Here is a 26,195-nt window from a genome sequence, read left to right on the forward strand (position 1 = left end):
CGTCCGGCGACCACCTAGAATCGGCGTGTGCCGATCATCGATCTCGACTCGCCGGCGCCGGTGGCCGCCCGGCAGGCCTCCCGGTGGCGTCCCCGCCACCTGGTGTTGGTGGTCGCCGGCGTGGCGTTGCTCGGGGTCACCGACGAGGGCGCCGAGCCGCCGCGGCCCAGCATCGAGAACCCGTGCGGCACGGCGCGGGTGCTCGGTGCGGATGCCGTCCAGCAGGTGACCGTCGTGATGTCGGAGACCGGAGAGGTGCTGCGGACCATCCGGTGCCCACCCTGAGCACGTCGGCGGGCAGCCGGCGACTCCCCGACGACCACCGCCCGACCTGAGGGATCGACCCTCTGGAATGTCTCGGTTGCGCTCGTTACCGTCCGGTAACCCGCAGCCGAGCCACCGGAGGCTGTCCATGTCCCGCATCCTCACCGTCCTGCTCACCGCCTCTGTCCTGGGCGTTCTCGCCGCGGCTCCGGCCCCGGCCGGGGCCGCCGGCGCCGTCCCCGACTTCTACGACCCGCCGGCGACGCTGCCGGCGGCCGACGGCGCGCTGGTCCGCAGCGAGCCGCTGCGACTGGCGCTGTCGCTGCCGGGCATCACCGGCACGCTGCCCGGCACCGCCACCCGGATCATGTACAAGTCCACCGACTCCAACGGCGAAGCGGTCGCCGTGACCGGCGCCTACGTGGAGCCGGCCCTGCCCTGGCTGGGGCTCGGCCCGCGGCCGCTGGTCGTGCTGGCGCCCGGCACGATGGGCCAGGGCGATCAGTGCTCCACCTCGCTGGCCCTGCAGCGCGGCCTGGTCCTCGGCACCGAGAACGACCAGCTCACGGTCTCGATCGGGTACGAGATACTGACGATGTACCGGCTGCTGCTCAAGGGTGTCGCCGTGGTGCAGACCGACTACGTGGGGCTGGGAACCACCGACCGGCTGCACACCTACGTCAACCGCGTCGACGGGGCGCACGCCGTGCTCGACGCGGCCCGGGCCGCCCGGGCGCTGCCGCGGACCTCGATCACCGCCCGGTCGGTGGTCGGGCTCTACGGCTACAGCCAGGGTGGCGGCGCGGTCGCGGCGGCGGCCGAGCTGCAGTCGTCGTACGCGCCGGACGTGAAGGTGACAGCCACCTACGCCGGAGCGCCGCCGGCCGACCTGACCGAGGTGACCTCGGCGATCGACGGGTCGGAGCTGGTCGGCGCGCTCGGCTGGTCGGTGAACGGGTTCGCGCAGTCGCAACCAGCGCTGCGGTCGCTGCTCGATCGGTATCTCAGTGACGGTGGCCGCGCCGTACTGCAGAAATTGTCGACGATGTGCGTCGGGGACGCCATCCTCAGGTACGCGGGCCGGCGCAGTTCGTCGTGGACCACGTCCGGCCAGACGGTCGCCGAGATCGTCGCGGCCGAGCCGGCGCTGCGGGGGTACCTCGACGAGCAGCGCATCGGCGCCCGCAAGCCGGCCGGGGTGGTCCGGGTGGCCATCGGGGTGAGCGACAACCTCGTGCCGTTCGCGCAGGCCCGGACGATGGCCGCGGACTGGTGCCGGCTCGGCGGGAAGGTGGTCTACGCCCCGGTCGTGCTGCCGGCGACCGGGAGCGCGTTGCTGAACCACTTCGGCCCGCTGCTGGCCGACCAGGGGCCGGCGACCGACTGGCTGGCCCTGCGCCTGGCCGGGCTTCCGGCGATCACCAACTGCTCGCTGCTGAACTGAGGCGGAGCGGGGCCGCTGGCGCCGGCGGCCCCGCGCGGATCGGCGACCCGCACGACGAACGGCTGTTGCAGGACCCGGGCGCGGTGCACCGCACTCACTCCCGCGACAGCAGGTGGCTCACCTCCGGCGGGCCGTCCGCCAGCGCCTTGGCCCGCTCCTCGATCGCCTGATCGGTCCCGGTCAGCCGGCCGGTGTGCTGCCGCAGATGCTCGTCCCAGCTCGGCACCAGGTACGCCTCCACGTACCGCCCGGCCCGCTCACCGTCCTGGAACAGCCCCCAGCGCACCGCCCCGGTCCGCAGCCGGCTACGCCGCACGTCCCGCATCGCGTCCACGAACGCCTCCTCCCGCTCCGCGCTGACCGGGTACGACGTGAGCACCAGCACCGGCCCGTCGTGCTCCTCCGGGTCCAGTTCCAGATGGGGCACCGGCCAGTAGTTCGCCGGGTCCCGGTTCAGCCCGCTGGTGTCGCGCATCGGCCACCAGCGCAGCGTCACCGCACCAGCCAGCATCAGCCCGGCCGCCGCGACCAACGCCGGCATCAGGCCCACCGCGTCCGACAGCGCACCCCAGGCCAGCGCACCGACGGCCTGCGCCCCGGCGAAGACCATCTGGTAGACGGCGAGACCCCGGGCCCGCACCCAGTTCGGCAGGAACAGCTGCATCGCGGCGTTCACGCTGGACAACACCATCACCCAGGCCACACCGGCCGGAATCAGCGCGACCACCACCGCGGCCTCCGACCGGACCAGCCCCAGCACGGCCAGCACCACCGCGAACCCGACACTCGCGGTCAGCAGCAGCCGGTTCATCGACCAGCGCGCCCGCATCCGGGGCAGCAGCAGCGCGCCGCCCACCGCGCCCAGACCGACCGCGGCGAGCAGGATGCCGTACCCGCCGGAGCCCAGGCCGAGCCGGCGGCTGGCCACCAGCGGCAGCAGCGCCCAGAGCGCGCTGCCGGACACCAGGAAAAGCGCGGCGCGCAGCAGGATCCGTCGCACCACCGGCGAGTGCCGCACGTACCGGCTGCCGGAGCGGACCGCCGCGACGAACGGCTCCGGCATGCCACCGGAATCCGCGGCCGCCGGCTTCCACAGCCACAGGACCAGCGCGAACACCGCGAACGACAGCGTGTTGAGCCCGAACACCACTGCCGTTCCGGCCTGCGCGATCAGCACCCCGGCCACCGCCGGGCCGACCGCCCGCGCCAGATTCATGCTGATCGCGCCGAGCGCGGACGCGGACGCCAGCTGCGCGCGCGGCACCAGTTCCGGGATCAACGCCTGCCACGCCGGGGCGGTCAGCGCCTGCCCGGCGCCCAGCACGAAGGTGAGCGTCAGCAGCAGCGACGGCGGCATGTGCCCGCCCAGCGTCAGCACGGTCAGCAGCACGCCGACAGCGGTCAGGAACAACTGCACGGCGATCAGCAGCCGCCGCCTGTCGAAGGTGTCCGCGAGCGCCCCGGACGGCAGCGCCAGCAGCACGATCGGCAGCGTGCTGGCCGTCTGCACGACCGCCACCAGGGTGTCGATGCCGGACTGCTCGACCAGCAGCCACTGCGCGCCGACGGTCTGCATCCAGGTGCCGATGTTGCTGGCCAGCAGCGCCAGCCACAGGCTGCGGAAGGCCGCGATCCGCAGCGGCGCCCAGGCCGAGGCGGGAGGTGCTTGGGTGCTCATGTTTGAGGTCTACCCGCCGCCCGCGCGGGTATGTGACGCCGGACGCGCCCGGAGGTGCGGCGGCACCTGGTCCGGCGGTGTTCCGGTCAGCCCGGCCGACCCCACACCGCCGGGCTTTCCCCTCGCACAGCACGCGCCGCGCTCGGGCGTACCCGGAAATCACCCGGCGAATTTGACGGCTCAACGACGAGATCCGATCACCCGGTCGGTACCGGAATCGCCGGGCGAGATGCTGCCGGCGGAGTGACGGCGTACAGGGCACAGCACACCACCAGGTGCAGATCCACGACGGCGGGGGCGGGATCGGCACGCCGTGGGGCCCGTGGCGGTGCCGGGAACGGGCGCCAGCAATCAAGATCGTCGAGTCTCCAACGGGGGAACCGCGCACAGAATCCGGGGCGGACGGCACGATCGGTGTGATGTCCTCCGGCGGTGACAGGTCTTGTTCATGTCCCCCTCGATGGCGGCGGCTACCTGCTGTTGGAGTCCGCCGACGCCGGCGTGTCCGGTCGGATCAAAGCCGGCCGCGCCGCCGATGCCGTGGTGGAGATGCGCGACAGCCTGCGCAGCCAGCTTCGTCCGGTGGTGCAGGCCTCCCGGGAGATGTTGCAGGAGCTGCGTGGTGCGGGGCCGGATGAAGTAACTGTCGAGTTCGGTGTGGTGATGACCGCGGCGGCGGGTGCGCTGATCGCCAAGGCGGAGACGGGATTCCATTTCAAGGTCACGGTGCGCTGGGCCGGCGGCCCCGTACCTGAGAACTCGCCGTGACGCTCGCACCGGCCGACAGGCGGAGGGCGCGGCCACGTCGCGTCGGCTAGCCTGCCGTCATGGCGAGCGCCGAGCTGGAGGAGTTGATCGTCGCGGACGCCGAGGTGCTGCGCGCGTGGTTGTCGGCGAACCACGCCACGTCGCCCGGCGTCTGGCTGGCCCTGACCAGAAAGGGCGGCACAGTCACCACGCTGACCTGGCAGCACGCGGTCGACGAGGCCCTGTGCTTCGGCTGGATCGACGGGCAGGCCCGGCGACGGGATCAGGAGACCTCCTGGATCCGGCTCACCCCGCGCCGGCCCCGCAGCTCCTGGTCGCAACGCAACATCGCGCACGTGGCCCGGCTGGAGGCACAGGGTCGGATGCTGCCCCCGGGCCGCGCCGCGGTGGACGCCGCGAAAGCGGACGGCCGGTGGGCGGCCGCCTACGCCCCGCAGTCGGAAGCCGAGGTGCCGGCCGACCTGCTCGCCGCCATCGCCGCCGTCCCGGCCGCCCAGGCCATGTTGGACGTGCTCACCAAGGGGAACCGGTTCGCTCTCATCCATCGGCTCAACGCCGTCAAACGGGCACAGACCCGGGAGCGGAAGATCGGCGAGTTCGTCGCCATGCTGGCCCGCCACGAGACGATCTACCCGCAGAAGGCCAAGCCTCCGCACCCCCCGTGATCGGGGCCGGCGGGACGATGCCGGCGCAGCCGGCCGTCGCCGGTGACCGTGCGCCCCGCGTCCCGGTCAGAAGGTTGCACTGCGACGCCGCGCTGTGGTCCTGGATTCCTTGACAGTCGCTCCCTGCTGGCACAGCGTTCGGTCATGGACCCGACGACCCAGGCGAACAGACGTGCGTGGGAGACCGCATCCCGGAAGTACGTCCTCGAGCACGAAGCTCTGCTGGCGGAGGTCGCCGCCGGTTCATCGCTTCTCGGCCTCGAGCACGACCTGTTGCGTGAGGTGTTGCGCGGATCGCCGGACGTCGTGCACTGGCAGAGCGGAAACGGCACCGATGACATCGGTCTCGTCCAGATGGGCGCGAAGTTCGTCGTGGGAGTCGACTACAGCGAGGTTGCGGTCGGCTCGGCCCAACGACGTGCGATCGAGCTGGGTGTCCCATGCCGGTACGTCGTCGCGGAACTTCCTGGCGCCCCTCTGGCAGAGGCCTGCGCCGACCTGGTCTACACCGGCAAGGGCGCGTTGATCTGGAGCCCGACCTCGGCCGATGGGCGCGAGACATCGCTCGCCTCCTGCGGCCGTCCGGACATCTGTTCGTCTACGAAGAGCATCCCGCGGCGCCGTTGTGGTCGTGGGACGAGGATGAGCCTCGCATCCGAGCGGACCGGAACTACTTCTCCGGAAGTCACGTCAACGACACCTTCCCTGCCGGCGGAGCGGTCCAATGGCAGCACACTCTCGGCGAGATCGTGACGACGCTGGCAGCGGCGGGCTTGCACATTCTTCATCTGGAGGAGGTCCCCGAGCCGTTCTGGCGTATGGGCGGCGTTGATGCCGCGGCCTGGGCTGGTCGTCTGCCGAATTCCTTCGCACTGCTTGCCCGCCGAGAACCGTGACGAGCTCGCAGGCCTGTTCGGCTGCTTGCGCCGCCGGTAGCCACCATGAGCCCCGGCCCGCAAATGCGCCGGCGGCCGCCGGGGTGCTCCTTCGGACTGGCCGGACAGGACGTCGGAACGTCGTTCCAAGGTGTCGAGCCAGCGTACGGGCGACAGCGGCCACGACTCGAAGGCGTCGCCCAGGGGCCAGGTCAGACGGACGCCGCGCTCACGGCGTCGGCCACGGTGAGGTGGACGCCCACCGCGCGGCTCAGGTTGACGACCTCGATGGAGCGCAGCACGACGCCCTGCGCGGCCGCCACGTACAGCGCCCCGCCCAGCGCGGCCAGCCGCCGGTGCAGCCGGAACATCAGATTCAGGCCCGAGGAGTCGCAGAACGTCAGCCGGGACAGGTCCAGCACCAGCTGCGTGCAGCCCCCGTGCAGCACCACGTCGGCCGCCTCGCCGAGGACGTCGCTGCTGTCCCGGTCCATCTCGCCGGTCAGGGCCAGCACGGTCACCGCATCGCTCACCTGCTCGGTGCCAACGGAGAGGATCATCGTTGTCCCCCCTCGGGTACGGTGTTGCGTGCGGCCGCCGCCGACCATTCAAGCACCAGCAGTGTCGCGTCGTCGCCGGGGGCCGCCCCCTGGTGCTCGACCACCGCGTGCGCGAGCCGGCGCAGGGTCTCCGGGGCGGGCAGGCCGGCGGCGGCGTTCTGCTCGACGAGGTCCACCAGCCGCTCCAGGCCGAAGCGTTCACCGCCGCGGGTGTGGGCCTCGGTGACCCCGTCGGTGTAGAGCAGCAGCCGGTCCCCCGGCTCCAGGGACTCTTCCGCCACCCGTATCTGCGGGTCGTCGAAGCCCAGCGGCAGCCGGCGGCCCTCCGGCAGCTCCCGGACCAGCCGCCCGGAGCGCAGCAGCAGCGGTTCCGGATGGCCGGCGTTGAGGTAGCGCAACGCGCCGGTGTCGAGCCGCAGTTCGGCGAGCACCGCCGTGACGAAGCGGCCCTCCGGGAACTGCTCGGACAGGGCGGTGTCGGCGGCCTGCGCCTGATCGGCGAGGTCCCGCCCGTTGCGGCGGGCGGCGCGGACCGCGGCCAGGGCCACCGCACAGGCGACGCCTGCCGCGACGCCCTTGCCGACCGCGTCCAGGATCACCAGCTGGACGGTGTCGCCGTCGATGGCGTAGTCGAAGCCGTCGCCGCCGACCTCGTAGCAGGGTTGCAGCACGGCGCTTACCACGGCCTGGTCGCAGCTCGCGGTCAGCGGCGGCAGCAGCTGCCAGAGCAGTTCGGCGGCCGGTGTGATCGGCTGCGTGCGGCGGGCCCGGTGCAGGTGGTCACCGCGCGAGGTGAGACCCGCGATCAGGTGCCCGGCCAGGCCGGCCAGCAGTTCACACCGGGCCAGCGGCAGGTCGTCGCCGGACCGGGCCGGGTCGTCCGGGGCGAACTCGATGACGCCGAGCCGGTCCGTGCCGTCGACCATCGGCACCCACCAGCGGCCGCCGTCGCCGCGGATCGAGGCGACCCGGGCGAACGCCCGGCCGGCCAGCGAGGCGCCGATCGGCAGCGGCTCCGGCGTTTCCGAGCCGGGCTGCCCGAGGGCGTGCAGCCTGACCTGCTCGTAGTCGACCAGCCAGATCCGGGTGCGCAGGCCGAGCCGCGCCGCGGCGTCGGCGATCGTGCCGGCCAGGCGGTCCGGCCGCAGCAGGTGCGCCGCGTCCAGGATCTCCTGGATCGCCGCGAACCACGGGTCGGTCACGACGCCACCGCCTCCCAGGGCGAGTCGGGGCGCGCCTCGGCGCGCAGCTCCGCGACGCCGACGTGCCGGTCGGCGACTCCGTAGAACAGGTAGCACCGGCCGCCGATCTCCGCCAGGGCGGTCGGGAAGACGATGTGCCGGTCGATGCCCGCCTGCTCCAGCTGGGTCTCCGGGGCCAGCAGCGGCTCGGCGGTCCGGTAGAGCACCCGGCTCACGTCCTCGGCGTCCAGGATCATCGCGCCGGCCGCGTAGTCGAGTCGCGGCAGCGGCGCCTCGGTGACATGCTGGCTCACCCCGTGGTGGATCAGCAGCCAGCCCTCCGGCACGCGGATCGGCGGTGGGCCCGCGCCGATCTTGAAGTTCTCGTACGGATAGCGGGGCAGCGCGACCGGCCGGTGGCCACCGAAGTAGACGAGGTTGGAGATGTCCTCGGCCACCTTGCGGACCGGCACGAACGACACCCAGATGCCGTGCCGGGGATCCTCCACCCCGGCCGGCAGGCCGAGCGCCGGATCCCACATCGGCCGGTGCAGGAAGGCGAAAGCGGCCTGGCCGTCGGGGCCGGCGACCGGCTCGGGGAACATCACCACGTCCTTGTTGGGGAACATGTTGATGTCGTGCGCCAGTGCGGGCAGGTAGGCGAAGTGGACCGGACCGAGCCGCCGCCAGTGCTGGAAGTCCTCGGAGATCGCGAGGGCGGCGCGGCCGCCGTTGTGGCCCTGCGCAGTGTAGGTGAGGACAAAGAGTCCGAGCTGGTCCACCCAGGTGGCGCGGGGGTCCTCCACTCCGCCGCGGCCGCCGTTCCGCTCCCACGCCTCATCCGGGGCGAGGGCGACGCCACGGCGGCGCACCCCGACCAGCCGGGTGCCGTCCAGCACGATGTCGGCCAGCCGCAGGCGGGACACGTTGCCCTCGGCGGTGACCCGGGCGAGCAGCCGCCAGTGCCCGTCCGGGCAGCGGCCGACGGTGGGGTTGAAGGAGCCCCAGAACTCCATCGGATCGTCGAGATCCGGCGACATGATCGTTCCCACGCGCCGGAGGTGGTAGACGGGCGTATCGCTCACACCACTACTTACCCGGCTGGATCTACACCAAACCGATTCTTCGGTACGGCGCGAGCGCTGCCGCCGTACCATCGCATCGTTGTTCATCAGCGGCGGCGCGGACGCTTGCGGCCGCCGCCGGCCGACTCGGCGGACGCCGGCGGCGGCGCGAAGACGTTGCCGGGATGCGGGCCGATCCGCTCCCGGGACAGCCCGGCGATCCGCATCAGCGGCCCGACCAGCAGGTCGTAGAGGGCCGGCGTGGCCACGAAGCCGAACAGGATCAGCCGGTTGGCGGCGCCGACGGTGACCGTGCCGCGGGGCCGCCGGGCACACCGCACGATCGCCTCCGCGACCTTGTCCGCGGTGTCGATCGGCGGCGGCGGGCGCCCGATCCGGCCGGCGAAGTTCGCCGCGTTGCGGTAGATCGGGGTGTCCACGGCCCCGGGCGAGACCAGGCAGACGTGGATGTCGGGGGCGTCGCGCGTCTCCAGGCGCAGGGCCCGCACCAGCGCGCGCAGTCCCCACTTGCTGGTGACGTAGGAGCTGGTGTACGGCGTCACGACGGTCCCCAGCAGCGACCCGCCGAAGATCAGCACGCCCCGCCCGCGCGCCCGGAAGCCGGCCAGCGCGACCCGGGCCACCGTTGCCGCGCCCAGCAGGTCGGTGGCCACCACCTGGTCGAACACGTCGGCCGGCACGTCCTCGAACCGCCCGTAGGCCATCACCGCCGCGGTGTGCACCCACACGTCGACGGCCTCACCGGCGGCCACCGCCCGCACCGTCTCCGGCCTGGTCACGTCGGCGACCACGATCCGGACCTGCGCCCCGGCGGCACGGCACTCGGCGGCGACCGTCTCCAGCGCCGGCTCGGAGCGGGAGGCCAGCACGAGCCGTGCCCCTTGGCGGGCGAACGCGAGCGCGGACGCCCGCCCCACCCCGCTGGAGGCTCCGGTGATCACCACGGTTTCCACTCCGACGGTGGTACCCAGGGATCATCGGGCCAATCAGCACCTGTCGCGCTGTCGGCCATCGACACTCAACGCATCGACGTCATTGAGTAGAAGCGGGTCATCTTGGGCCGCGGTTCCGGGGCCCGGTTCCTGGGGGCACGCTACTGGCGGGCACGGTTCTGGAGGGCACGGTTCTGGAGGGCACGGTCGGATGGCCGAGACGGGAGAAGTCGCACGGCGGGGCCGTCGCGAGGCCGCCATGGGGACGCCGCCCAGCCGGCGCACCGCGTCGCCTTCGCCTCCCGGCTGCGCGACCTGCGGACCGAGTGCGGGCAGCCGGCCTACCGCGCGATGAGCGCGCCGGCGCACTGGAGGGGTCGGGCGGCCTCGTCCACGAGCGCGTTCAGGGGGCGGCGAACAGGAACTCAGATCGCCGGAGTCGGCGGGCGTGACCCGGGTATCCGGCGGCATAGCGGTCCGAACACCTGAGGAGGAAGAGATGACCAGCGCGCGAGACATCATGACCCCCGACGCGACCTGCGTCGGCGAGAACGAGACGCTGGCCGACGCGGCCCGCAAGATGGCCGACCTGGAGATCGGCGCACTGCCGATCTGCGGTTCGGACAACCGGCTCAAGGGCATGCTCACCGATCGGGACATCGTCGTGAAGGCGGTCGCGCAGGGCCGCGACCCCGCCGCCGTCACCGCCGGCGAGCTCGCCCAGGGCAAACCGGTGACCATCGGCGCGGACGACGACGCCGGCGAGATCCTGCGCACCATGGGCGAGCACCAGGTACGCCGGCTGCCCGTGATCGACGGGCACCAGCTGGTCGGCATGGTGGCGCTGGCGGACGTGGCCCAGGCGCTGCCCGAACGCCCGGTCGGTGACCTGGTGGGCGCGATCACCAAGGCCTGAGCGCCGGGCCGACCGGATCTCGGCCAGCAGGCCGGTCATGCCGCGGCGGCCACAGTGCGGTCGACCTGCCGTACTGACAGGGCCGCCACGCAGCACAGCACCACCACGCCGCCGGCCAGCTGCGCCGGGGTGAGGAACTCGCCGAGGGTGAGCGCGGCCAGCGTGGTGGTGACCACCGGCTCGACGGTGGACAGGATCGCGGCGGTCGACGGGCCGGTCCGCTTGAGACCGGCGAAGAAGGTCAGCATCGCCGTCACCGTGGACACCACCGCGATGCACGCCAGCCAGAACCAGCCCGCGGGCCGGAAGCCGAGGTCCGGGCCGCCGGTGAGCAGCGCCCGCACGCCCAGGGTGCCGGCCGCGCCGGTCATCACCAGGGTGGCCAGCAGCAGCGGCGGCAACCGGTGCACGATCGTGTCGGCGACCAAAATGTAGACGGTGTAGGTGAGCGCGGCGCCGAAGCCGAGCAGCGCGCCCGCCGGCTGGAACCCTCCCGCGCCCGCGCCGAGCAGGACCAGCAGCGTCCCGGCCGACGCGGCGAGCAGCACGGCGACCCGGGCCGGGGCCAGCCGCTCCCGGCCGAGCAGCGCCGCCGCGACGGTGACCAGCGCCGGGAACGTGTAGAGGATCAGCGACAGCAGCGAGGCGTCCATCCGCCGCAGCGCCGCGAAGAAGAAGCCGGCCTGGGCGGCGTACCCGATCGCGCCCAGCCCGATCGCCGTGACCAGCACCCGGGGCCGCGGCCGGGCCGGGCGCGGTCCCGGCCGCAGCGCCAGCACCGCCGCCAGCAGGATCGCGGCCAGCCCGAAGCGGACCAGAAGCAGCGTGGCCGGGGTGACCCCGGCCTGGTAGGCGAACTTGCCGAAGATCGCCATGGCACCGAAGCACGCCGCGGAGACAAGACACAGAACCGGACCCATGACCCGAGCATCCGCCGACCGACTGTTCAGGTCCAGCGATGATTCCTGGTGGTGAATCGTTAGGATTTCCGTATGGTCTCGCTGGATCTGCGGCGGCTGCGGTTCCTGCGCGAATTCGAGGAGCGCGGCACCCTGGGCGCGGTCGCCGCCGCCCTGGGTTACAGCCCGTCCACGGTCTCCCAGCAGTTGTCGCTGCTGGAGAAGGAGACCGGGGCCCGGCTGTTCGAGAAGGCCGGACGTGGCCTGCGGCTCAACGATTCCGGGCGGCTGCTCGCCCAGCACGCACGGATCCTGCTCGCCGCGGCCGAGGCCGCCGAGGCCGACCTCGCCGCGCTCACCGGCGACATCCGCGGGACGGTCCGGGCCGGCGGGCTGCAGTCGGCGGCGCGGCGCCTGCTGGTGCCGGCAGTGGCCCGGATGATGGCCGAGCACCCGCGCGTCCGCGTCGAGGTGTTCGAGCTGGAACTCGAGCAGTCGCTGCCCGGCCTGCGGCTGGGCGCGGTGGACCTGGTGATCGGCGACGAGTACGACGGCCATCCGCGCCCGCGGCCGGACGGTTTGCGGTACACGACAGTCCTGGCGGAGCCGATCAAAGTGGTGCTGCCGGCCGGGCATCCGCTCGCGCGCGCCGGTGGGCCGGTGCCGATCGAGGGGCTGCGCGACGCCGTCTGGACCGCCTCCGCCGAGGGCACCGGCCACCACGCCATGGTCGTCGCGACCTGCCGGTCGCTCGGCGGGTACGAACCCGACCTGAGGCACCGCTCCAACGACGCGGACGTCCAGCTCGAACTGGTCCGGGCCGGCGCCGCGGTGGCGCTGATGACACCACTGGCCCTGCCCGTCGGCGATGCCACGCTCGCGGTGCGCGACATCGCCGGGAGCACGCTCGGGCGGCGGCTGGTGGCGGTCACCCGGGACACCCCGCCCGCCCCGCCGCTGACCGCTTTCGCCCAGGCCGTGGCCGGGGCGTCGGCGACGTGGGCGGACCAACACCCGGCGTAGGCGAATGTCCGATCAGTCGAGGATCCGGCGTAGCGTCCCGGGCGGGGCGCCGCGCCGGCGCCACTCCCGCGGGTAACCCACCGACACCTCCTCGAAGCGCACCCCGTCGTAGTGGGTGGTGCGCGGGATGTGCAGGTGACCGTAGACCGACACGGCGGCCCGGAACCGGACGTGCCAGTCGGCTGTCCGGTCGGTGCCGCACCACTGCGCGAACTCCGGATAGCGCAGGATCCGCGTCGGCTCCCGGACCAACGGCCAGTGGTTGATCAGCACCGTCGGCAGGGCCGGGTCGATCGCCGCCAGCCGCTCCTCGGTGGCCGTCACCCGCGCCCGGCACCAGTCCTCCCGGGCCGGGTAGGGATCCGGGTGCAGCAGCATCTCGTCGGTGCAGACCACACCCACCTCGTAGGCGCGCGCCAGCGACTGCGCCTTGCCGGCCTGCCCGGGCATCCGGAACGAGTAGTCGTAGAGCAGGAACAGCGGCGCCACCACGGCCGGGCCGTCCACCCCGGTCCACACCGGGTAGTCGTCCTCCGGGGTGACCACGCCCAGCTCCCGGACCGCCTCGACCAGCCGCCGGTAGCGGGCGTCGCCGCGCAGCTGGACCGGGTCCTCCCGGGGCGTCCACAGCTCGTGGTTGCCCGGCGACCAGATCACCTTCGCGAACCGCCCGGCCAGCAGGCGCAGCGCCCACACCACGTCGGCGAAGATCTCCCCGACGTCGCCGGCCACGATCAGCCAGTCACCGTCGCTCTCCGGGCGCAGCCCCTCGACGATGGCACGGTTCTCCTGGTAGGCGACGTGGAGGTCGCTGATCGCGTACAGCGTCGGATCCGGCACCCGACCAGGCTAGGCAAGATCCGAAAATCGCGCTGGCCCCTACCGGACCCCGGGGTTGCGACGGTGGGACTTCGTGCGGGCCGGGCTGCTGGACCCCCGACACCAGCACCAACCTCCAGTGGACCATCACCCCCGCCTGTGGCTGACAAAACATCAGATGACTCGTGATCTGCCTGACCCTTCGGCGAGCACCCCCGGGGAATGCCCGCGCGCCCCTGGACAGGATGGGGCCTTCGATCTATAAATACATCAGATCAATTCTGCCGCAGGTACTGGAACTCGGCGACCTCGTGCGACACCTCAGCGCGGCCTCGCCGTACGAACGACCGACACCATGCCGCATCCGCGTTCGCCCGCCCCTCGGGTGCGGTGCGGCCGGCCGGACGGCGGCGTGGCCGCGCTGCGCCATCGAGCGTCTTCACGACGAGGAGCCCCAGTGAACCGCAACGCGATACTCGGCCTCGGCTTGACCGCGGTGCTGGCCACCGCCCTGCTCCCCGCCTGCGGCAAGAACGGGGCGGGGCCAGGCGGAGGGTCGTCCGCGCCGCTGATCGGCGTCGACTACCCCCGCTCCGACACCGACTTCTGGAACTCGTACATCAAGTACGTGCCCCGGTCGGCCAAGGAGCTGGGTGTCGAGCTCAAGACCACCAACTCGCAGAACGACATCGCCAGCCTGATCTCCAACGTGCAGACTTTCCAGAGCCAGGGCGTCAAGGGCGTGGTGATGGCCCCGCAGGACACCGCGGCCATCGCCCCGACCCTGCAGCAGCTGGCCGACAAGAGGATCCCGGTCGTCACCATCGACACCCGGCCCGACACCGGCAAGGTGTTCATGGTCGTCCGGGCCGACAACCGCGCCTACGGCACGAAGGCCTGCCAGTTCCTCGGCACCAAGCTGGGCGGCAAGGGCAAGGTCGTGATGCTCGAGGGCGGCCTGGACTCGATCAACGGCCGGGACCGTACCGAGGCCTTCGACGAGTGCATGAAGAAGGACTTCCCCGGGATCACGGTCTTCGGTGAGGCGACGGACTGGAAGGGTGACGTCGCCGCGTCGAAGCTGCAGACCCGGTTCACCTCGGACCCGGACATCAAGGGCGTCTACATGGAGTCCTCCTTCGCGCTCTCCGGGACCCTGCAGATCCTCAAGCAACGCGGGCTGCAGGTGCCGGCCACCGACCCCGAGCACGTCTTCATCGTGTCCAACGACGGCATCCCCGAGGAGCTCAAGGACATCGGGGAGGGCCTGATCGACGCCACGGTCAGCCAGCCGGCCGACCTGTTCGCCAGGTACGGCCTCTACTACGCCAAGGCCGCGATCGAGGGCAAGACCTTCCAGGCCGGCCCCACCGACCACGGCAGCACCATCATCCAGGTCCGCGACGGCGTGCTCGAGGACCAGCTCGCCGCACCGCTGGTGACACTCGACGGCGCGAGCATCGGCGGGCAGCCGACGGTGAGGTTCGACGACAAGTCCCTCTGGGGCAACAACGCATGAGCTCCGAACAGCCCCCCGTCGTCACGGCCACGCACATCACGAAACGGTTCGGCTCGACGGTCGCGCTGGCCGACTCCGGGATCGTGGTCCGGCCGGGCGAGACGCACGCGCTGGTCGGGCGCAACGGTGCGGGCAAGTCGACGCTGGTCGGCATCCTCACCGGGCTGCAGGCGCCGGACGAGGGGACGGTCGCCTTCCACGGCCGGCCGTCCCCGCCCCTGAGCGACCGCGACGCGTGGCGGAGCCTGGTCGCCTGCGTATACCAGAAGTCCACCATCATCCCGGAACTGACGGTGGCCGAGAACCTGTTCCTGAATCGGCACACGCGCGGTCCGGGCCGGCTGATCCAGTGGGGTGCGCTGCGCCGTGACGCCGAGCGGCTGCTGGCCGAGTGGTCGGTCGACGTCGATCCACGCCAGCCGGCCTCGACCCTGTCGGTGGAGCAGCGGCAGTTCGTCGAGATCGCCCGCGCGCTGTCGTTCGGCGCGCGGTTCATCATCCTCGACGAGCCCACCGCCCAGCTCGACGCCGCCGGCATCGACCGGCTCTTCGCCCGGTTGAGAAATCTCCGCGAGCAGGGCGTGACGCTGCTGTTCATCAGCCACCACCTGCAGGAGATCTACCAGATCTGCGACCAGGTGACCGTCCTGCGCGACGCGCGGCACATCGTCACCACCGCGGTGGCGGCGCTGGGCCGCCAGGCGCTGGTCTCGGCGATGACCGGCGAAGACGTGCACCTGCCGACGGCGCCACGGGGGCGGCGCCCGGCGGACGCGCCGGTCCTGCTGTCGGTCCAGGGCCTGGTGACCCGCTCCGGCGCCGAGATCTCGCTGGAGGCGCTCGCCGGGGAGGTCGTCGGCATCGCCGGCGGCGGCAGCAGCGGCAAGGTCGAGGTGGCCGAGGCGATCGTCGGCCTGGCCCGGCCGGCGGCCGGCACCGTCACCGTCGACGGCCGCCGCCTGCGCCCCGGCGACGTACCCGACGCGCTCGACGCCGGCGTCGGCCTCGTGCCGCGGGACCGGCACCGCGAGGGCTTCGTGCCGATGCTGACGATCGCCGAGAACGTCACGATGACGGTACCGGGCCGCATCCGTCGCCGCGGGCTGCTCTCCCCGGCCCGGCGCGACGCCCTCGCCCGACAGGCCATCGCCGATCTGGCCATCAAGTCCGACAGCCCGCAGGTGCCGGTGGCCGAGCTGTCCGGCGGCAACCAGCAGAAGGTGGTCATGGGCCGCGCCCTGGCCGGCGATCCCAAGCTGCTGGTCCTCATCACGCCCACCGCCGGCGTCGACGTGCGCTCCAAACAGACCCTCCTCGGCGTGGTCGAGCAGGTCCGGCAGCGCGGCAGCACCGTCCTGATCGTCTCCGACGAACTCGACGACCTCCGGATCTGCGACCGGGTCCTGGTGATGGTCCAGGGCCGGGTCGTCGCCGAGAAGGTGTCCGGCTGGAGCGACAACGAACTCGTCGCCACCATGGAAGGGGTCGATCTCGACCATGTCTGACCCACTGTCCACCGGCACCATCGACCCGCCCGCGCCGGCGGCGGCCACGCCGCGGCGAGCACCCGCCGTCGCCCGGCTGCGCAACCTCGCGCTGGTGCCGGCGATCATCGTCGTCGCCGTGGTGGGCTTCGTCGTCAACCCGGTGTTCCTCAGCTCCGACAACGTCATCAACGTGCTGCAGAGCATGTCGGAGATCTCCATCGTCGTGCTGGCCGAGACGATCGTGCTGGTCACCGGCAAGATGGACCTGTCCCTGGAGTCGACCTTCGGGCTCGCTCCCGGCATCGCGGCCTGGCTCATCGTCGACCCCGCGGTCACCCACGGCCTCGGCCTGCACGTGCTGCCACCGGTCTTCGCGGTGCCCGTCGTGCTCGCCGTCGGCGCGCTGGTCGGCGCGTTCAACGGCCTGCTCGTCGTCCGGTTCGGGCTCAACGGCTTCATCGTCACCCTCGGCATGCTCATCGTGTTGCGCGGCCTGCTGACCGGGATCTCGGGCGGCAAGACGTTCTTCGCCCTGCCGGAATCGATGACGTACCTGGGCTCGGCCGAGTGGTTCGGCGTACCGGCGTCGGTGTGGCTGTCTCTGCTGCTGTTCGCGGCAGGGATCGTGGTGCTCGGCTACACCCGCCCGGGCCGCGCGCTGTACGCGATCGGCGGCAACGTGGACGCGGCGCGGGCGGCCGGCATCCGCACCGACCGGATCCTGTGGCTCACCCTGGTAATCGCCGGCACGCTGGCCGCCCTGGCCGGACTGCTCATCAGCGGCCGCCTGGCCGCCGTGCCGGCCGCGCAGGGCAACGGCGCCATCTTCCAGGTCTTCGCGGCGGCAGTCATCGGCGGCGTCAGCCTCAACGGCGGCAAGGGCACCCTGTTCGGCGCCTTCACCGGGGTCCTGCTGCTGTTCATGATCATCAACGTGCTGACGCTGGGCGGCGTACCCGCCCAATGGACGAACTTCCTCAACGGCGCGGTGATCCTCGTGGCCCTCGTGGTCTCCCGGGTGACCGGCGGCAAGGCGCAGACCTGACCATCCCCGGCCCGCGTGCGGCTCGACCCACCTTGGAGCACCGTGACTGAGCGCATCTCGTCCGTCGACGTCCTCGACGTACGGTTCCCGACCTCGCGGCACCGCGACGGTTCCGACGCGATGAACCCGTTCCCCGACTACTCCGCGGCGTACGTCGTGCTGCACACCACCGGCGGAGCCAGCGGCCACGGCCTGGTCTTCACCGTCGGGCGTGGCACGGAGATCCAGGTCGCGGCCGTGCGCTCGCTCGCCGCCATGGTGACCGGGCTGGCTGTCGACGACCTCGTCGCCGACCCCGGCGCGCTGGCCCGCCGCCTCATCGGCGACAGCCAGATCCGCTGGCTGGGCCCGGAGAAGGGCGTGGTCCACATGGCCGCCGGCGGGCTGGTCAACGCCGTGTGGGACCTGGCCGCCCGCCGCGCGGGCAAGCCGCTGTGGCAGCTGCTGGCCGGGCTGTCCCCGGAGGCCCTCGTCGCGCAGATCGACTTCCGCTACCTGCGCGACGCGCTGACCGAGGACGAGGCCCTGGCGCTGCTGCGGGCCGGGGTCGAGAGCCGGGCCAACCGCGAGCGCGTCCTGCTCGACGAGGGTTACCCCGCCTACACCACCACCCCGGGCTGGCTCGGCTACGACGATGAGAAGCTCGAGCGGCTGTGCGCGGAGGCGGTCGAGGCCGGGTACCGGCTCATCAAGCTCAAGGTCGGCGGGAACCTCGCCGACGACGTCCGGCGGATGGGAATCGCCCGGGCGGCCGTCGGGCCGGACGTGCGCATCGCCGTCGACGCCAACCAGATCTGGGGGGTACCGGACGCCATCCGATGGATGCGCGAGCTCGACCGGTTCGCGCCGTACTGGATCGAGGAACCGACCTCGCCCGACGACGTCCTCGGCCACGCCGCGGTCCGCCGGGCCGTGGCCCCGGTCAAGGTGGCCACCGGCGAGCACGTCCACAACGCGGTGATGTTCAAGCAGCTGCTGCAGGCCGAGGCGGTGGACGTCGTGCAGATCGATGCCTGCCGGGTCGGCGGGGTCAACGAGAACCTGGCCATCCTGCTGCTCGCGGCCAAGTTCGGCGTGCCGGTCTGCCCGCACGCGGGCGGGGTCGGGCTGTGCGAGCTCGTGCAGCACCTGGCGATGTTCGATTACGTCGCGGTCAGCGGCACCACCGACAACCGCTACATCGAGTACGTCGACCACCTCCACGAGCACTTCACCGACCCGGTACGCATCCGCGCCGGCCGCTACGTCACGCCGACCGCCGCGGGCATGAGCGCCGAGATCGTCCCGGCCACGCTGCAGGCGTACCGCTTCCCCGACGGCCCCGAGTGGGCGATCGGCGCCGCGGCATGATCATCGACGCCCACCACCACCTGTGGCAGCCGGAGCGCGGCTACGCCTGGCTCGACGAGCCCGGCCTGGAGGCGATCCGCCGGCCGTTCACCCCGGGGGACCTGACCGCCGAGCTGAACGTCAACGGCATCGACGCGACCGTGCTGGTGGAAGGCGGGCGCTGCCACCCGGACGAGGCTGCCGACCTGCTCGCCTGGGCCGCGGACACCCCGCCCATCGCCGGCGTGGTCGCCTGGATCGACATCGCCGCGCCCGACGTGGCCGGGACCGTGCGGCGCTACCGGGGGCTGCGCGGCGGCGAGCGGCTCGTCGGCCTGCGGGCGCAGGTGCAGGGCGAGCCGGACCCCGACTACCTCGACCGTGCGGACGTGCGGCGGGGCCTGGCCGAGGTCGCCGCCGCCGGGCTCGTCTTCGACCTCGTCGTGCGGGCCGACCATCTGCCGTCCGCCGCGCGGGCCGCCGGGGCCCTCCCGCAGCTGCGGTTCGTCCTGGATCATCTCGGCAAGCCCCGGATCGACGACGGCCCGGCCGGGCTGGACCGGTGGCGGGACGGATTCACCGCCCTGGCCGCCAACGACAACGTCGCCTGCAAGCTGTCCGGGATGGTCACCGAGGCCGGCCCGCGGTGGACGCCGGAGGATCTGGCCCCGTTCGTCGCGGTGGCGCTCGACGCGTTCGGCCCCGATCGTCTGATGTTCGGCTCGGACTGGCCGGTCTGTCTGCTCGCCTCGGACTACGGCGGCGTGCGGCGCGCCTTGGAGCTGGCCCTGCCGTCCCTCATGGCGGCCGAGCTCGACGCGATCTACGCCGGCACCGCGACGCGGATCTACGGGTTGGCCGATCGGCTCGGGCGGCTGCGGTGAGGAGGCGATCAGCCCTGCTCGCCGGCGGACAGGACGGTCCGCAGCCACGCCTCGGACGTGTTGACGTGCATCAGGGCGCTGGCGTGGGCCAGCGACGGGTCGCGGGCCCGCAGCGCCCGGTAGATCGCGTCGTGCTCCTCGATGGTGGTGTGGGCCGAGTTGCCCTCGATGAGGCCCCGCCACACCCGGGCCCGGACCGTCCGGCTGGACAGTCCGTCCATGAGCGAGGTCAGCGTCTCGTTACCGGTGGCGGTGATGACCGTGCGGTGGAACTCGGTGTCGACCTGGATCAGCTTCTCGTGGTCGTCGGCCGCGGCCCGCATGTCGTCGAGCAGCCGGCGCAGTTCGTCGAGGCTGTCGTCGGACATGCGCAGCGCGGCCACGCTCGTCGCGACGGGCTCGAGCATCCGGCGGACCTCCATCACCTCCAGCAGCGTGTCGTCCTGCAGCAGCTCGACGGCCAGGCCGAGCCCCTCCAGCAGCAGCCGCGGGGCGAGGCTGGTCACGTAGGTCCCGTCGCCGCGGCGCACGTCCAGGACCCGGGCCGACTCCAGCGCCTTGACGGCTTCGCGGACCCCGCTGCGCGACAGACCCATCTGGGCGGCGAGCTGCGGCTCGGGTGGCAGCCGGGAGCCCGGCGGCAGCTCGCCACTCTGGATCATGCTCCGGATCCGGGTGATCGCCTCATCGGTCAGTGCCACAAGCCACTCCTTCGTACCGCGCCGACGACCACTATAAAGACATCTGATGTTTGCAGGAGGATCGGGCATGAAGCATCGGCGGCAGGTCTGGCGCCTGAGCGAGGAGACCCCATGACGCGTGCGGCGTACTACCTCGGCGAACGCACCTTCGCCGTCCGCGAGTCCGAGCCCGTGCCGCCGGGGCCCGGTGAGGTGCGCATCGACGTCGCCTACACCGGTATCTGCGGCACCGACCTGCACATCCTGCACGGCGCGATGGATCACCGGGTCCGGACGCCGGGCGTCATCGGACACGAGATGTCGGGCCGGATCGCCGAGCTCGGCCAGGACGTGGCGGGCCTCAGCGTCGGCGATCCGGTGACCGTGATGCCGCTGGAGTGGTGCGGCCGGTGCCCGGCCTGCCGGACCGGGAACAGCCACATCTGCCATCGCCTCAACTTCGTCGGCATCGACTCGACCGGGTCGATGCAGCGCTCGTGGACCGTGTCGACCCGCATCGTCGTGCCATTGCCCGCGGGGCTGCCGCTGCGGCATGCCGCGCTCATCGAGCCGACCGCCGTGGCGGTGCACGACGTGCGGCGGTCCCGGCTCACCGCAGGCGAGCACGCGGTCGTCATCGGGGCCGGGCCGGTCGGGCTGCTCATCGGCAAGGTGGCCCAGGCCGCCGGCGCCTCGGTGACCGTCGTGGAGCTCGACCCCCGTCGCCGCTCGGTCGCCGAGCGCATCGGCCTGAGCGCTGTCGACCCGGCCGCGGTCGACCTCCCCGCGCTGGTCCAGGACACGACGGACGGCGCCGGGGCCGAGGTGGTGTTCGAGGTCTCCGGCTCGGCCGCCGGCGTGCGGACCGCGACGGACCTGCTCGCCGTGCGCGGCCGGCTGGTCGTGGTGGCGATCCACCCGGCCCCGCGCGAGGTCGACCTGCACCGGGTCTTCTGGCGCGAGCTGGAGATGATCGGCGTGCGCGTCTATCAGCGCGAGGACTACGTGGAGGCCGCCCGCCTGGTTCACCAGGGGCTCGTGCCGGCCGATGCGCTCATCTCGCGCGTCGTACCGCTCGACGACGTCGCCGAGGCGTTCGCCGCGCTGGAGTCCGGCGGCGACGTCAAGGTGCTGCTCGACTGCGGAGGCGAGGCATGAACCCGTTCGACCTGTCCGGACGGCTGGCCGTGGTGACCGGAAGCCGGCGCGGCATCGGGCTGGCGATGGCCGAGGCGCTCGCCGCGGCCGGCGCGGACATCATCGGTGTCAGCGCCTCGCTGGAGCCCAGCGGCAGCGAGGCCGAAGCGCGGGTCGCAGCCCAGGGCCGGACCTTCACCCCGATCAGGGCGGATCTGGCGGACCGGGCCGGCGTCCGCGAACTCGCCGCCCGGCTGCGTGACCACAACCCCCCGGTGGACATCCTGGTCAACAACGCCGGGACGATCCGCCGCGCCCCGGCGGCCGAGCACCCCGACGAGGACTGGAACCACGTGCTGGAGGTCGACCTCTCATCCCAGTTCGTACTCGCCCGCGAGGTCGGGCGGACCATGCTGCGGCAGGGCGCGGGGCGCATCATCTTCACCGCGTCGATGCTGAGCTTCCAAGGCGGCATCACCGTGCCCGGCTATGCCGCCGCCAAGTCCGGCATCGCCGGCCTGACCCGTGCCCTGGCCAACGAGTGGGCCGGGCGCGGCGTGAACGTCAACGCCATCGCACCCGGCTACATCGCCACCGACAACACGCGCGCCCTGCAGGACAACCCCGAGCGGAGCCGGGCGATCCTCGACCGGATCCCCGCCGGGCGCTGGGGTGAGCCCGCCGACCTCGGCGGGGTCACGGTGTTCCTGGCCTCGGACGCCGCTCGCTACGTCCACGGCGCCGTCATTCCGGTCGACGGGGGCTGGCTGGCCCGCTGAGCCGATTACGGGCACGGCCCCGGCTCCCACCGCGAACCGGGGGCGGGGCCGGGGAAGCCCCCGGCTGTCAGCGTTCTCGCGATCACTTGAAGCGGCCGACCCTACTGCGGTGCCGGTGTCGTCGTCACGTTCCGTCTCGGGTGGTCAACGCGACGCGGTCACCAGTGGGCGACCCACACCACCACAATTCGTGATTTTTGTCATGCGAAGCCGGCAGTCTTCACCGGGCTGATCTTTGGCCGATGGAAGGACGTGTCGTTCATGAAGTTGCACGCCGTGCTGAAGCGTATGCCTATCAGCAGCGCCTTGCGCGCCGCATTCAACCTGGTCATAGCCTTGTTCTTGATATCGGCAGGACTCGCGGTGTTCTTCCTGTACCGGGCCACCAGCCAGGTCGGCGATCTCGCCAAGAGCGGCGTTCCGGCGATGCAGGTGGCAGGCGACATCAGCGGCCTGATGAACAAATACCGCAAGGAGCAGTGGGAGTACATCGCGCTGCCGGCCAACGACCTCGACAGCCGCAAGGACAGCGTCGACGCGATGGCCGAGGAGGACGCCGACATGCGCGGCCTGTTCGCCGACTACCGCGCCTTGTCGACCAGCGCCGAGACCCGGGCTGTCCTCGACCGTTTCGAGAGCCACTGGGACCAATACGTCAAAGCCACGTCGGCGGAGGTGGAACTCGCGGATGCCGGTGACCTGGTCGCGGCGCGGGAGACCTTCGACTCCGGTGCCGGCGACGAGCAGTGGGACGGCCTCAAGGAGAGCCTGGCTGCGCTCGGCGACCAGCACACTGCCGAGTCGCAAGCGACCAGCAAATCCGCCGACCGGCAGGCGATCGTCGCGTTCGGCGCCCTGGTGGCGCTGCTGGCCGCCGCCGTGTTCCTCGCTCTGGTCGTACGCCGGACGCTGACCCGGCGCATCACCGACGGCCTGGAACAGCTACACACCGCGGCCCGCGGCATTGCCCGTGGTGAACTCGGTCAGCGGGTTCGCGTCGAAGCGCAGGACGAGGTGGCCCGGGTAGCGGCCGCATTCGACGACATGGTCGCGTATCTGACGGCCAAGGCGGAGATCTCGCAGCGGATGGCGACCGGCGACCTGGCCGTGTCGGCCCCGGCCGAGTCTACCGACGACCGGCTCGGCGTCGCCTTCACCGAGATGATCGAGAACTTGAACGACTCGATCCGCCACGTGCACCGCTCGGTTGCCGACCTCGACAGCGCCTCGGCGGCGTTGGACGGAGCCTCCGGCGAGATCCGCTCGGCCGCGGCAGAAGTGGTCAGCAACGCTGAACGGCAGGTGGACCTGATCTCCGTGGCGCAGCAGGCGGCTCACGAGACCTCCACGCACGTCGACGAGGGCGTCGACACGGTGAGCAACCTGAACCGGGTGATGCGCGACCTGGACACCAAGGCCGCTCGCATCGGTGGCATCGTCGAGGCGATCACCCGCATCGCCGGACAGACGAACCTGTTGGCACTCAACGCGGCGATCGAGGCTGCTCGGGCCGGTACGCAGGGCGCCGGCTTCGCGGTGGTCGCCGGCGAGGTACGCAGTCTGGCCGAGGAAAGCGGCGAGGCGGCTCAGACCATCGCCGCGCTGGTCGCCGAGATCCAGCAGACCAGCGCGGAGGCGGTCACGGTCGTCGACGAGCAGGCACGCGGCGTCTTCGAACGGATCGCCGGGGGCACCGCCGAACTGCATTCCGCTCTCGACGCGGTGGGCTCGTTCGCCGGGGCCAACAAGGACTCCACCGAGCGGATGGCGGTGGCGAGCTCGACGGCCGCGGACCAGGTACGCCAGCTGACCGCCACCGCGGCCGGACTGCGAGATGTAGCGGGACGGTTCACCGTACGCGGAGATTGAGCCCGAACCCCCTCGGACACCAACGAGACGAAGAACCCGTTCGGGCGACGTGCGTGGCTCGACGCCCCGTCAATGCTGTCCACCAGCATGAGCCACGCCGCTCGTGCCCCGAATCGGACCCGCGTCGGCCCCGTCGCCGACGCGGGTCGTGGTCGTCGGTGCGGGCGCCACTCCTGATCCCCGCGGGCGGTCAATCAGCGTCCGGCAAGGCCGTAGCGGCTGTTCAGTCATGCACCCGATACGGCTGCCGAGTGCGGAAGCGCGGGAAGAATCGTCGGATTGGTGCCGCTGTGCGGAGCGGCGATCAGCGCGTTGACGCCTGTCTCGGCGCTCGGGCGGACGGCGTACCTGATCGCCTTCGCCGGGCTGGTTGCCGCCGGCTGGACCGCTGCGCCGGGGGCGCCGGCCCGCCAGCCGTACCCCCTGGATCTTGATCTGTTCCGCGGTGACTTCCCGGCTGGCCGGCGACCTCACCTCGGGCCTGGCAGTTCCTCATCGCACCCGGCCTTGACCAAGACGCCGGTACCCCCGGACCGTGCTGGTTAAGGCGCTCTTGCTGACCGCAGATCGGGCACCTACCCCACCCGGCCGCTGCACGGTGACTGTGTCCGCGCGGAAATGCCTGACACGTCGGCGTACCGCCCCGCGTCACCGCCGCTGTGGCTCAGGTCTGGGCGCCACCAGCCGAAGATACGGAGCGCGAGCCGACCGGGAGGTGATGAAGATGGCGAGCCAACCGTGGTTCGGCCTGCCCGGCGACAGTCGGCTGCTCCGCCTCTCCGGTGCGCTGCTGGGCGTGTTCATCGTCTGGCTGATCGTCACCACGATCCACCCGGTCGGGCCGATGATCTTTCTTTGGGTGCCGATCCCGGCGGGTGGCGTGGTGCTCACCGCGGTCTACTGGCGTACCTCGTGCGATCCTCGGCTGCCTGGACCGACTCGGCGGTTCTGGCGGCATCTCACGGCAGTGGCCGTCCTGGTGACGGCTGGCACCTCGTCACAGGTGGCGGAGGTGCTCGACAACCCCGGTGGCGGGGGTCTGCAGACCAACCCGGTCATGGTGGCCTTCAACGGCGCCGCGGTGCTGCTCATCGTGTACGCGCTGGCACGACTGCCGCTGGACCGGCAGACGCCGGGCCAGGTGGTCCGGATCCTGCTGGACGCCGGCACGGTGATGCTGGCCGCCGGGGTGTTCATGTGGTACTTCCAGACCCGGCCCATGCTCGGCCGCGAGGACACCACCACGGTGGTCGGCTCCCTGGCGCTGACCGCGGTCGCGCTGGTCGGGGTGTTCGCGGTGGTGAAGGTGATGCTGTCGGGTTACAGCTTCATCGACACCAAGGGCCTGCGGTTGCTGATCATCGCGATGGCGGTGGGCACCGTGGCCCCGCCGGCGCAGACGGCGCTGCAGGCCTACGGCGCGCGGGCGTTCCCGATGCAGATCGGACTTCCGGCGATGTTCTTCTTCGCCGCCTGGGCCGGCGAGCAGCAGCGTGTGGCAGCGGCCGGCGGGGCATCGCGGCGCGGCTCGCCGAGCCGCCGACGCAGATACTACAGCCTCTTGCCGTACGCCGGGGTTGCCGCGGTCGACGGTCTGCTCATCCACGTGTCCTGGGTCGCGAAGGCCAACGACCCGGTGGTGGTCGGTGCCGCGGTGCTGCTCACCGCGCTCGTGGTGTTGCGCCAGATCACCGCTTTCCGCGACAACGGCCGGTTGCTGGACCAGCTCAACCACAACGCCACCCACGATGCCTTGACCCAGTTGCCGAACCGGGCGCGCTTCAACACCGAGCTGCATCGGGCGGTCGGTGGTGACCCCGGCCGGTCGGTGGCCGTCGCGCTGATCGACCTGGACGACTTCAAGAAGGTCAACGACACGCTCGGCCACGAGATCGGCGATCTGCTGTTGGTCGCGGTGGCGCAGCGGCTCAAGGACTGCGTCGGTGAGCAGGGCATGGTGGCCCGGCTGGGCGGCGACGAGTTCGTGGTGGTGCTGGACGGCGCCGACCCGCAGGCCGGCGATCTGGTCGCCGATCGGATCGTCGAGGCGCTGCGGCTGCCGGTCGTGGCCGACGGATACGAGCTGCCGATCCGGGCGAGCATCGGCATCGCCGACGGGCACACCAGGGATGAGCCGAGCGTCCTCCTACGCCATGCCGACATCGCGATGTACGCGGCCAAGAACCTGCCGGGCACCGCATACCTGCACTACCACCGGGACATGACCGGAATCCGCAGCAACGATCCCGCCCACTTCGGCTCCGGACCGCTACCGACGCCGGGGGAGACCCCGGAACACCGGCAACGGTTGGACCAGGCTGCCGACACCGCTCTGGTTTTGTAGGCCATTTCTCCGC

25 protein-coding genes are annotated in these 26,195 nt (G+C 71.9%); 17 read left to right on the forward strand and 8 right to left on the reverse strand.

Annotation, left to right across the window (positions count from 1 at the left end; genetic code table 11):
- The first annotated feature begins 27 nt into the window (after positions 1 to 27).
- Positions 28 to 285, forward strand: a complete 258-nt coding sequence (locus Asi03nite_RS12650; protein WP_203679392.1) for a hypothetical protein — start codon at positions 28 to 30, stop codon at positions 283 to 285.
- 127 nt (positions 286 to 412) lie between these two features.
- On the forward strand, positions 413 to 1,708 hold the full coding sequence (locus Asi03nite_RS12655; protein ID WP_239102644.1) for a lipase family protein: 1,296 nt from the start codon (positions 413 to 415) through the stop codon (positions 1,706 to 1,708).
- A gap of 94 nt (positions 1,709 to 1,802) precedes the next feature.
- Here Asi03nite_RS12655 and Asi03nite_RS12660 read toward each other — a convergent pair whose 3' ends face one another.
- Positions 1,803 to 3,386 (reverse strand): MFS transporter, encoded by a 1,584-nt coding sequence (locus tag Asi03nite_RS12660; RefSeq protein WP_203679397.1) that lies wholly within the window; start codon positions 3,384 to 3,386, stop codon positions 1,803 to 1,805.
- 432 nt (positions 3,387 to 3,818) lie between these two features.
- On the opposite strand from Asi03nite_RS12660, the gene Asi03nite_RS12665 reads away from it, so the two are divergent.
- The 4 genes from Asi03nite_RS12665 (at position 3,819) to Asi03nite_RS12680 (ending at position 5,715) form a co-directional block, all read left to right on the forward strand.
- A complete protein-coding gene (locus Asi03nite_RS12665) occupies positions 3,819 to 4,154 on the forward strand; it encodes a CU044_2847 family protein (RefSeq protein ID WP_203679399.1) in 336 nt (111 codons plus the stop codon).
- Between the two features lie 59 nt (positions 4,155 to 4,213).
- Positions 4,214 to 4,819, forward strand: a complete 606-nt coding sequence (locus Asi03nite_RS12670) for a YdeI/OmpD-associated family protein (protein WP_203679401.1) — start codon at positions 4,214 to 4,216, stop codon at positions 4,817 to 4,819.
- A gap of 144 nt (positions 4,820 to 4,963) precedes the next feature.
- Positions 4,964 to 5,572, forward strand: a complete 609-nt coding sequence (locus tag Asi03nite_RS12675; RefSeq protein ID WP_203679403.1) for a class I SAM-dependent methyltransferase — start codon at positions 4,964 to 4,966, stop codon at positions 5,570 to 5,572.
- Positions 5,569 to 5,715, forward strand: a complete 147-nt coding sequence (locus tag Asi03nite_RS12680; RefSeq protein WP_203679405.1) for a hypothetical protein — start codon at positions 5,569 to 5,571, stop codon at positions 5,713 to 5,715. Before Asi03nite_RS12675 ends, Asi03nite_RS12680 begins: the two co-directional genes overlap by 4 nt.
- 191 nt (positions 5,716 to 5,906) lie before the next feature.
- Here the strand turns inward: Asi03nite_RS12680 and Asi03nite_RS12685 are convergent, their stop codons facing one another.
- From Asi03nite_RS12685 to Asi03nite_RS12700, 4 genes are all read right to left on the reverse strand, one after another.
- The gene (locus Asi03nite_RS12685; RefSeq protein WP_203679407.1) at positions 5,907 to 6,254 is read right to left on the reverse strand and encodes an STAS domain-containing protein; all 348 of its coding nucleotides are present in this window, start codon (positions 6,252 to 6,254) and stop codon (positions 5,907 to 5,909) included.
- Entirely contained in the window at positions 6,251 to 7,456 is a 1,206-nt protein-coding gene (locus tag Asi03nite_RS12690; RefSeq protein ID WP_203679409.1) for a PP2C family protein-serine/threonine phosphatase, read from the reverse strand. The genes Asi03nite_RS12685 and Asi03nite_RS12690 overlap by 4 nt, the downstream gene beginning before the upstream one ends.
- Positions 7,453 to 8,520, reverse strand: coding sequence for a glycoside hydrolase family 130 protein (locus Asi03nite_RS12695; protein WP_203679412.1), 1,068 nt, complete (start codon positions 8,518 to 8,520; stop codon positions 7,453 to 7,455). The genes Asi03nite_RS12690 and Asi03nite_RS12695 overlap by 4 nt, the downstream gene beginning before the upstream one ends.
- 86 nt (positions 8,521 to 8,606) lie before the next feature.
- A complete protein-coding gene (locus Asi03nite_RS12700; protein ID WP_203679414.1) occupies positions 8,607 to 9,473 on the reverse strand; it encodes an SDR family NAD(P)-dependent oxidoreductase in 867 nt (288 codons plus the stop codon).
- 478 nt (positions 9,474 to 9,951) lie between these two features.
- Here Asi03nite_RS12700 and Asi03nite_RS12705 point away from each other — a divergent pair, with 478 nt between their 5' ends.
- Positions 9,952 to 10,368: a CBS domain-containing protein gene (locus Asi03nite_RS12705; RefSeq protein ID WP_203679416.1), complete on the forward strand. Its 417-nt coding sequence runs from the start codon at positions 9,952 to 9,954 to the stop codon at positions 10,366 to 10,368.
- Positions 10,369 to 10,403: 35 nt separating this feature from the next.
- Here Asi03nite_RS12705 and Asi03nite_RS12710 read toward each other — a convergent pair whose 3' ends face one another.
- Complete coding sequence (locus Asi03nite_RS12710; RefSeq protein ID WP_203679418.1) at positions 10,404 to 11,288, reverse strand: DMT family transporter; 885 nt, start codon at positions 11,286 to 11,288, stop codon at positions 10,404 to 10,406.
- A gap of 72 nt (positions 11,289 to 11,360) precedes the next feature.
- Between Asi03nite_RS12710 and Asi03nite_RS12715 the strand changes: the two genes are divergently transcribed.
- Positions 11,361 to 12,290 carry a LysR family transcriptional regulator gene (locus tag Asi03nite_RS12715; protein ID WP_203679420.1) on the forward strand — a complete coding sequence of 310 codons (930 nt, stop codon included), beginning with the start codon at positions 11,361 to 11,363 and terminating at the stop codon, positions 12,288 to 12,290.
- A gap of 12 nt (positions 12,291 to 12,302) precedes the next feature.
- On the opposite strand, the gene Asi03nite_RS12720 is transcribed toward Asi03nite_RS12715, so the two are convergent.
- The gene (locus tag Asi03nite_RS12720; RefSeq protein ID WP_203679422.1) at positions 12,303 to 13,130 is read right to left on the reverse strand and encodes a metallophosphoesterase family protein; all 828 of its coding nucleotides are present in this window, start codon (positions 13,128 to 13,130) and stop codon (positions 12,303 to 12,305) included.
- A gap of 436 nt (positions 13,131 to 13,566) precedes the next feature.
- On the opposite strand from Asi03nite_RS12720, the gene Asi03nite_RS12725 reads away from it, so the two are divergent.
- From Asi03nite_RS12725 to Asi03nite_RS12745, 5 genes are read left to right on the forward strand one after another with little or no spacing between them, the layout of a single operon-like run.
- Positions 13,567 to 14,628, forward strand: a complete 1,062-nt coding sequence (locus Asi03nite_RS12725) for a sugar ABC transporter substrate-binding protein (protein ID WP_203679424.1) — start codon at positions 13,567 to 13,569, stop codon at positions 14,626 to 14,628.
- Positions 14,625 to 16,133, forward strand: a complete 1,509-nt coding sequence (locus Asi03nite_RS12730; protein ID WP_203679427.1) for a sugar ABC transporter ATP-binding protein — start codon at positions 14,625 to 14,627, stop codon at positions 16,131 to 16,133. The genes Asi03nite_RS12725 and Asi03nite_RS12730 overlap by 4 nt, the downstream gene beginning before the upstream one ends.
- Positions 16,126 to 17,160 (forward strand): ABC transporter permease, encoded by a 1,035-nt coding sequence (locus Asi03nite_RS12735; RefSeq protein ID WP_203679428.1) that lies wholly within the window; start codon positions 16,126 to 16,128, stop codon positions 17,158 to 17,160. The genes Asi03nite_RS12730 and Asi03nite_RS12735 overlap by 8 nt, the downstream gene beginning before the upstream one ends.
- 42 nt (positions 17,161 to 17,202) lie before the next feature.
- Positions 17,203 to 18,510: an enolase C-terminal domain-like protein gene (locus Asi03nite_RS12740; protein WP_203679430.1), complete on the forward strand. Its 1,308-nt coding sequence runs from the start codon at positions 17,203 to 17,205 to the stop codon at positions 18,508 to 18,510.
- Positions 18,507 to 19,373, forward strand: a complete 867-nt coding sequence (locus Asi03nite_RS12745) for an amidohydrolase family protein (RefSeq protein ID WP_203679433.1) — start codon at positions 18,507 to 18,509, stop codon at positions 19,371 to 19,373. Before Asi03nite_RS12740 ends, Asi03nite_RS12745 begins: the two co-directional genes overlap by 4 nt.
- An 8-nt stretch (positions 19,374 to 19,381) precedes the next feature.
- Here Asi03nite_RS12745 and Asi03nite_RS12750 read toward each other — a convergent pair whose 3' ends face one another.
- Positions 19,382 to 20,074: a FadR/GntR family transcriptional regulator gene (locus Asi03nite_RS12750; protein WP_203679437.1), complete on the reverse strand. Its 693-nt coding sequence runs from the start codon at positions 20,072 to 20,074 to the stop codon at positions 19,382 to 19,384.
- Between the two features lie 111 nt (positions 20,075 to 20,185).
- Between Asi03nite_RS12750 and Asi03nite_RS12755 the strand changes: the two genes are divergently transcribed.
- The 4 genes from Asi03nite_RS12755 (at position 20,186) to Asi03nite_RS12770 (ending at position 26,182) form a co-directional block, all read left to right on the forward strand.
- Positions 20,186 to 21,211 (forward strand): zinc-dependent alcohol dehydrogenase, encoded by a 1,026-nt coding sequence (locus tag Asi03nite_RS12755; RefSeq protein ID WP_203679446.1) that lies wholly within the window; start codon positions 20,186 to 20,188, stop codon positions 21,209 to 21,211.
- On the forward strand, positions 21,208 to 21,969 hold the full coding sequence (locus tag Asi03nite_RS12760; RefSeq protein WP_203679449.1) for an SDR family oxidoreductase: 762 nt from the start codon (positions 21,208 to 21,210) through the stop codon (positions 21,967 to 21,969). The genes Asi03nite_RS12755 and Asi03nite_RS12760 overlap by 4 nt, the downstream gene beginning before the upstream one ends.
- 288 nt (positions 21,970 to 22,257) lie before the next feature.
- The gene (locus Asi03nite_RS12765; RefSeq protein ID WP_239102649.1) at positions 22,258 to 23,838 is read left to right on the forward strand and encodes a methyl-accepting chemotaxis protein; all 1,581 of its coding nucleotides are present in this window, start codon (positions 22,258 to 22,260) and stop codon (positions 23,836 to 23,838) included.
- Between the two features lie 724 nt (positions 23,839 to 24,562).
- Entirely contained in the window at positions 24,563 to 26,182 is a 1,620-nt protein-coding gene (locus tag Asi03nite_RS12770) for a GGDEF domain-containing protein (RefSeq protein WP_203679454.1), read from the forward strand.
- The last annotated feature ends 13 nt before the right edge of the window (positions 26,183 to 26,195 follow it).

It is taken from the genome of Actinoplanes siamensis (genome assembly GCF_016862395.1).
GTDB lineage: Bacteria > Actinomycetota > Actinomycetes > Mycobacteriales > Micromonosporaceae > Actinoplanes > Actinoplanes siamensis.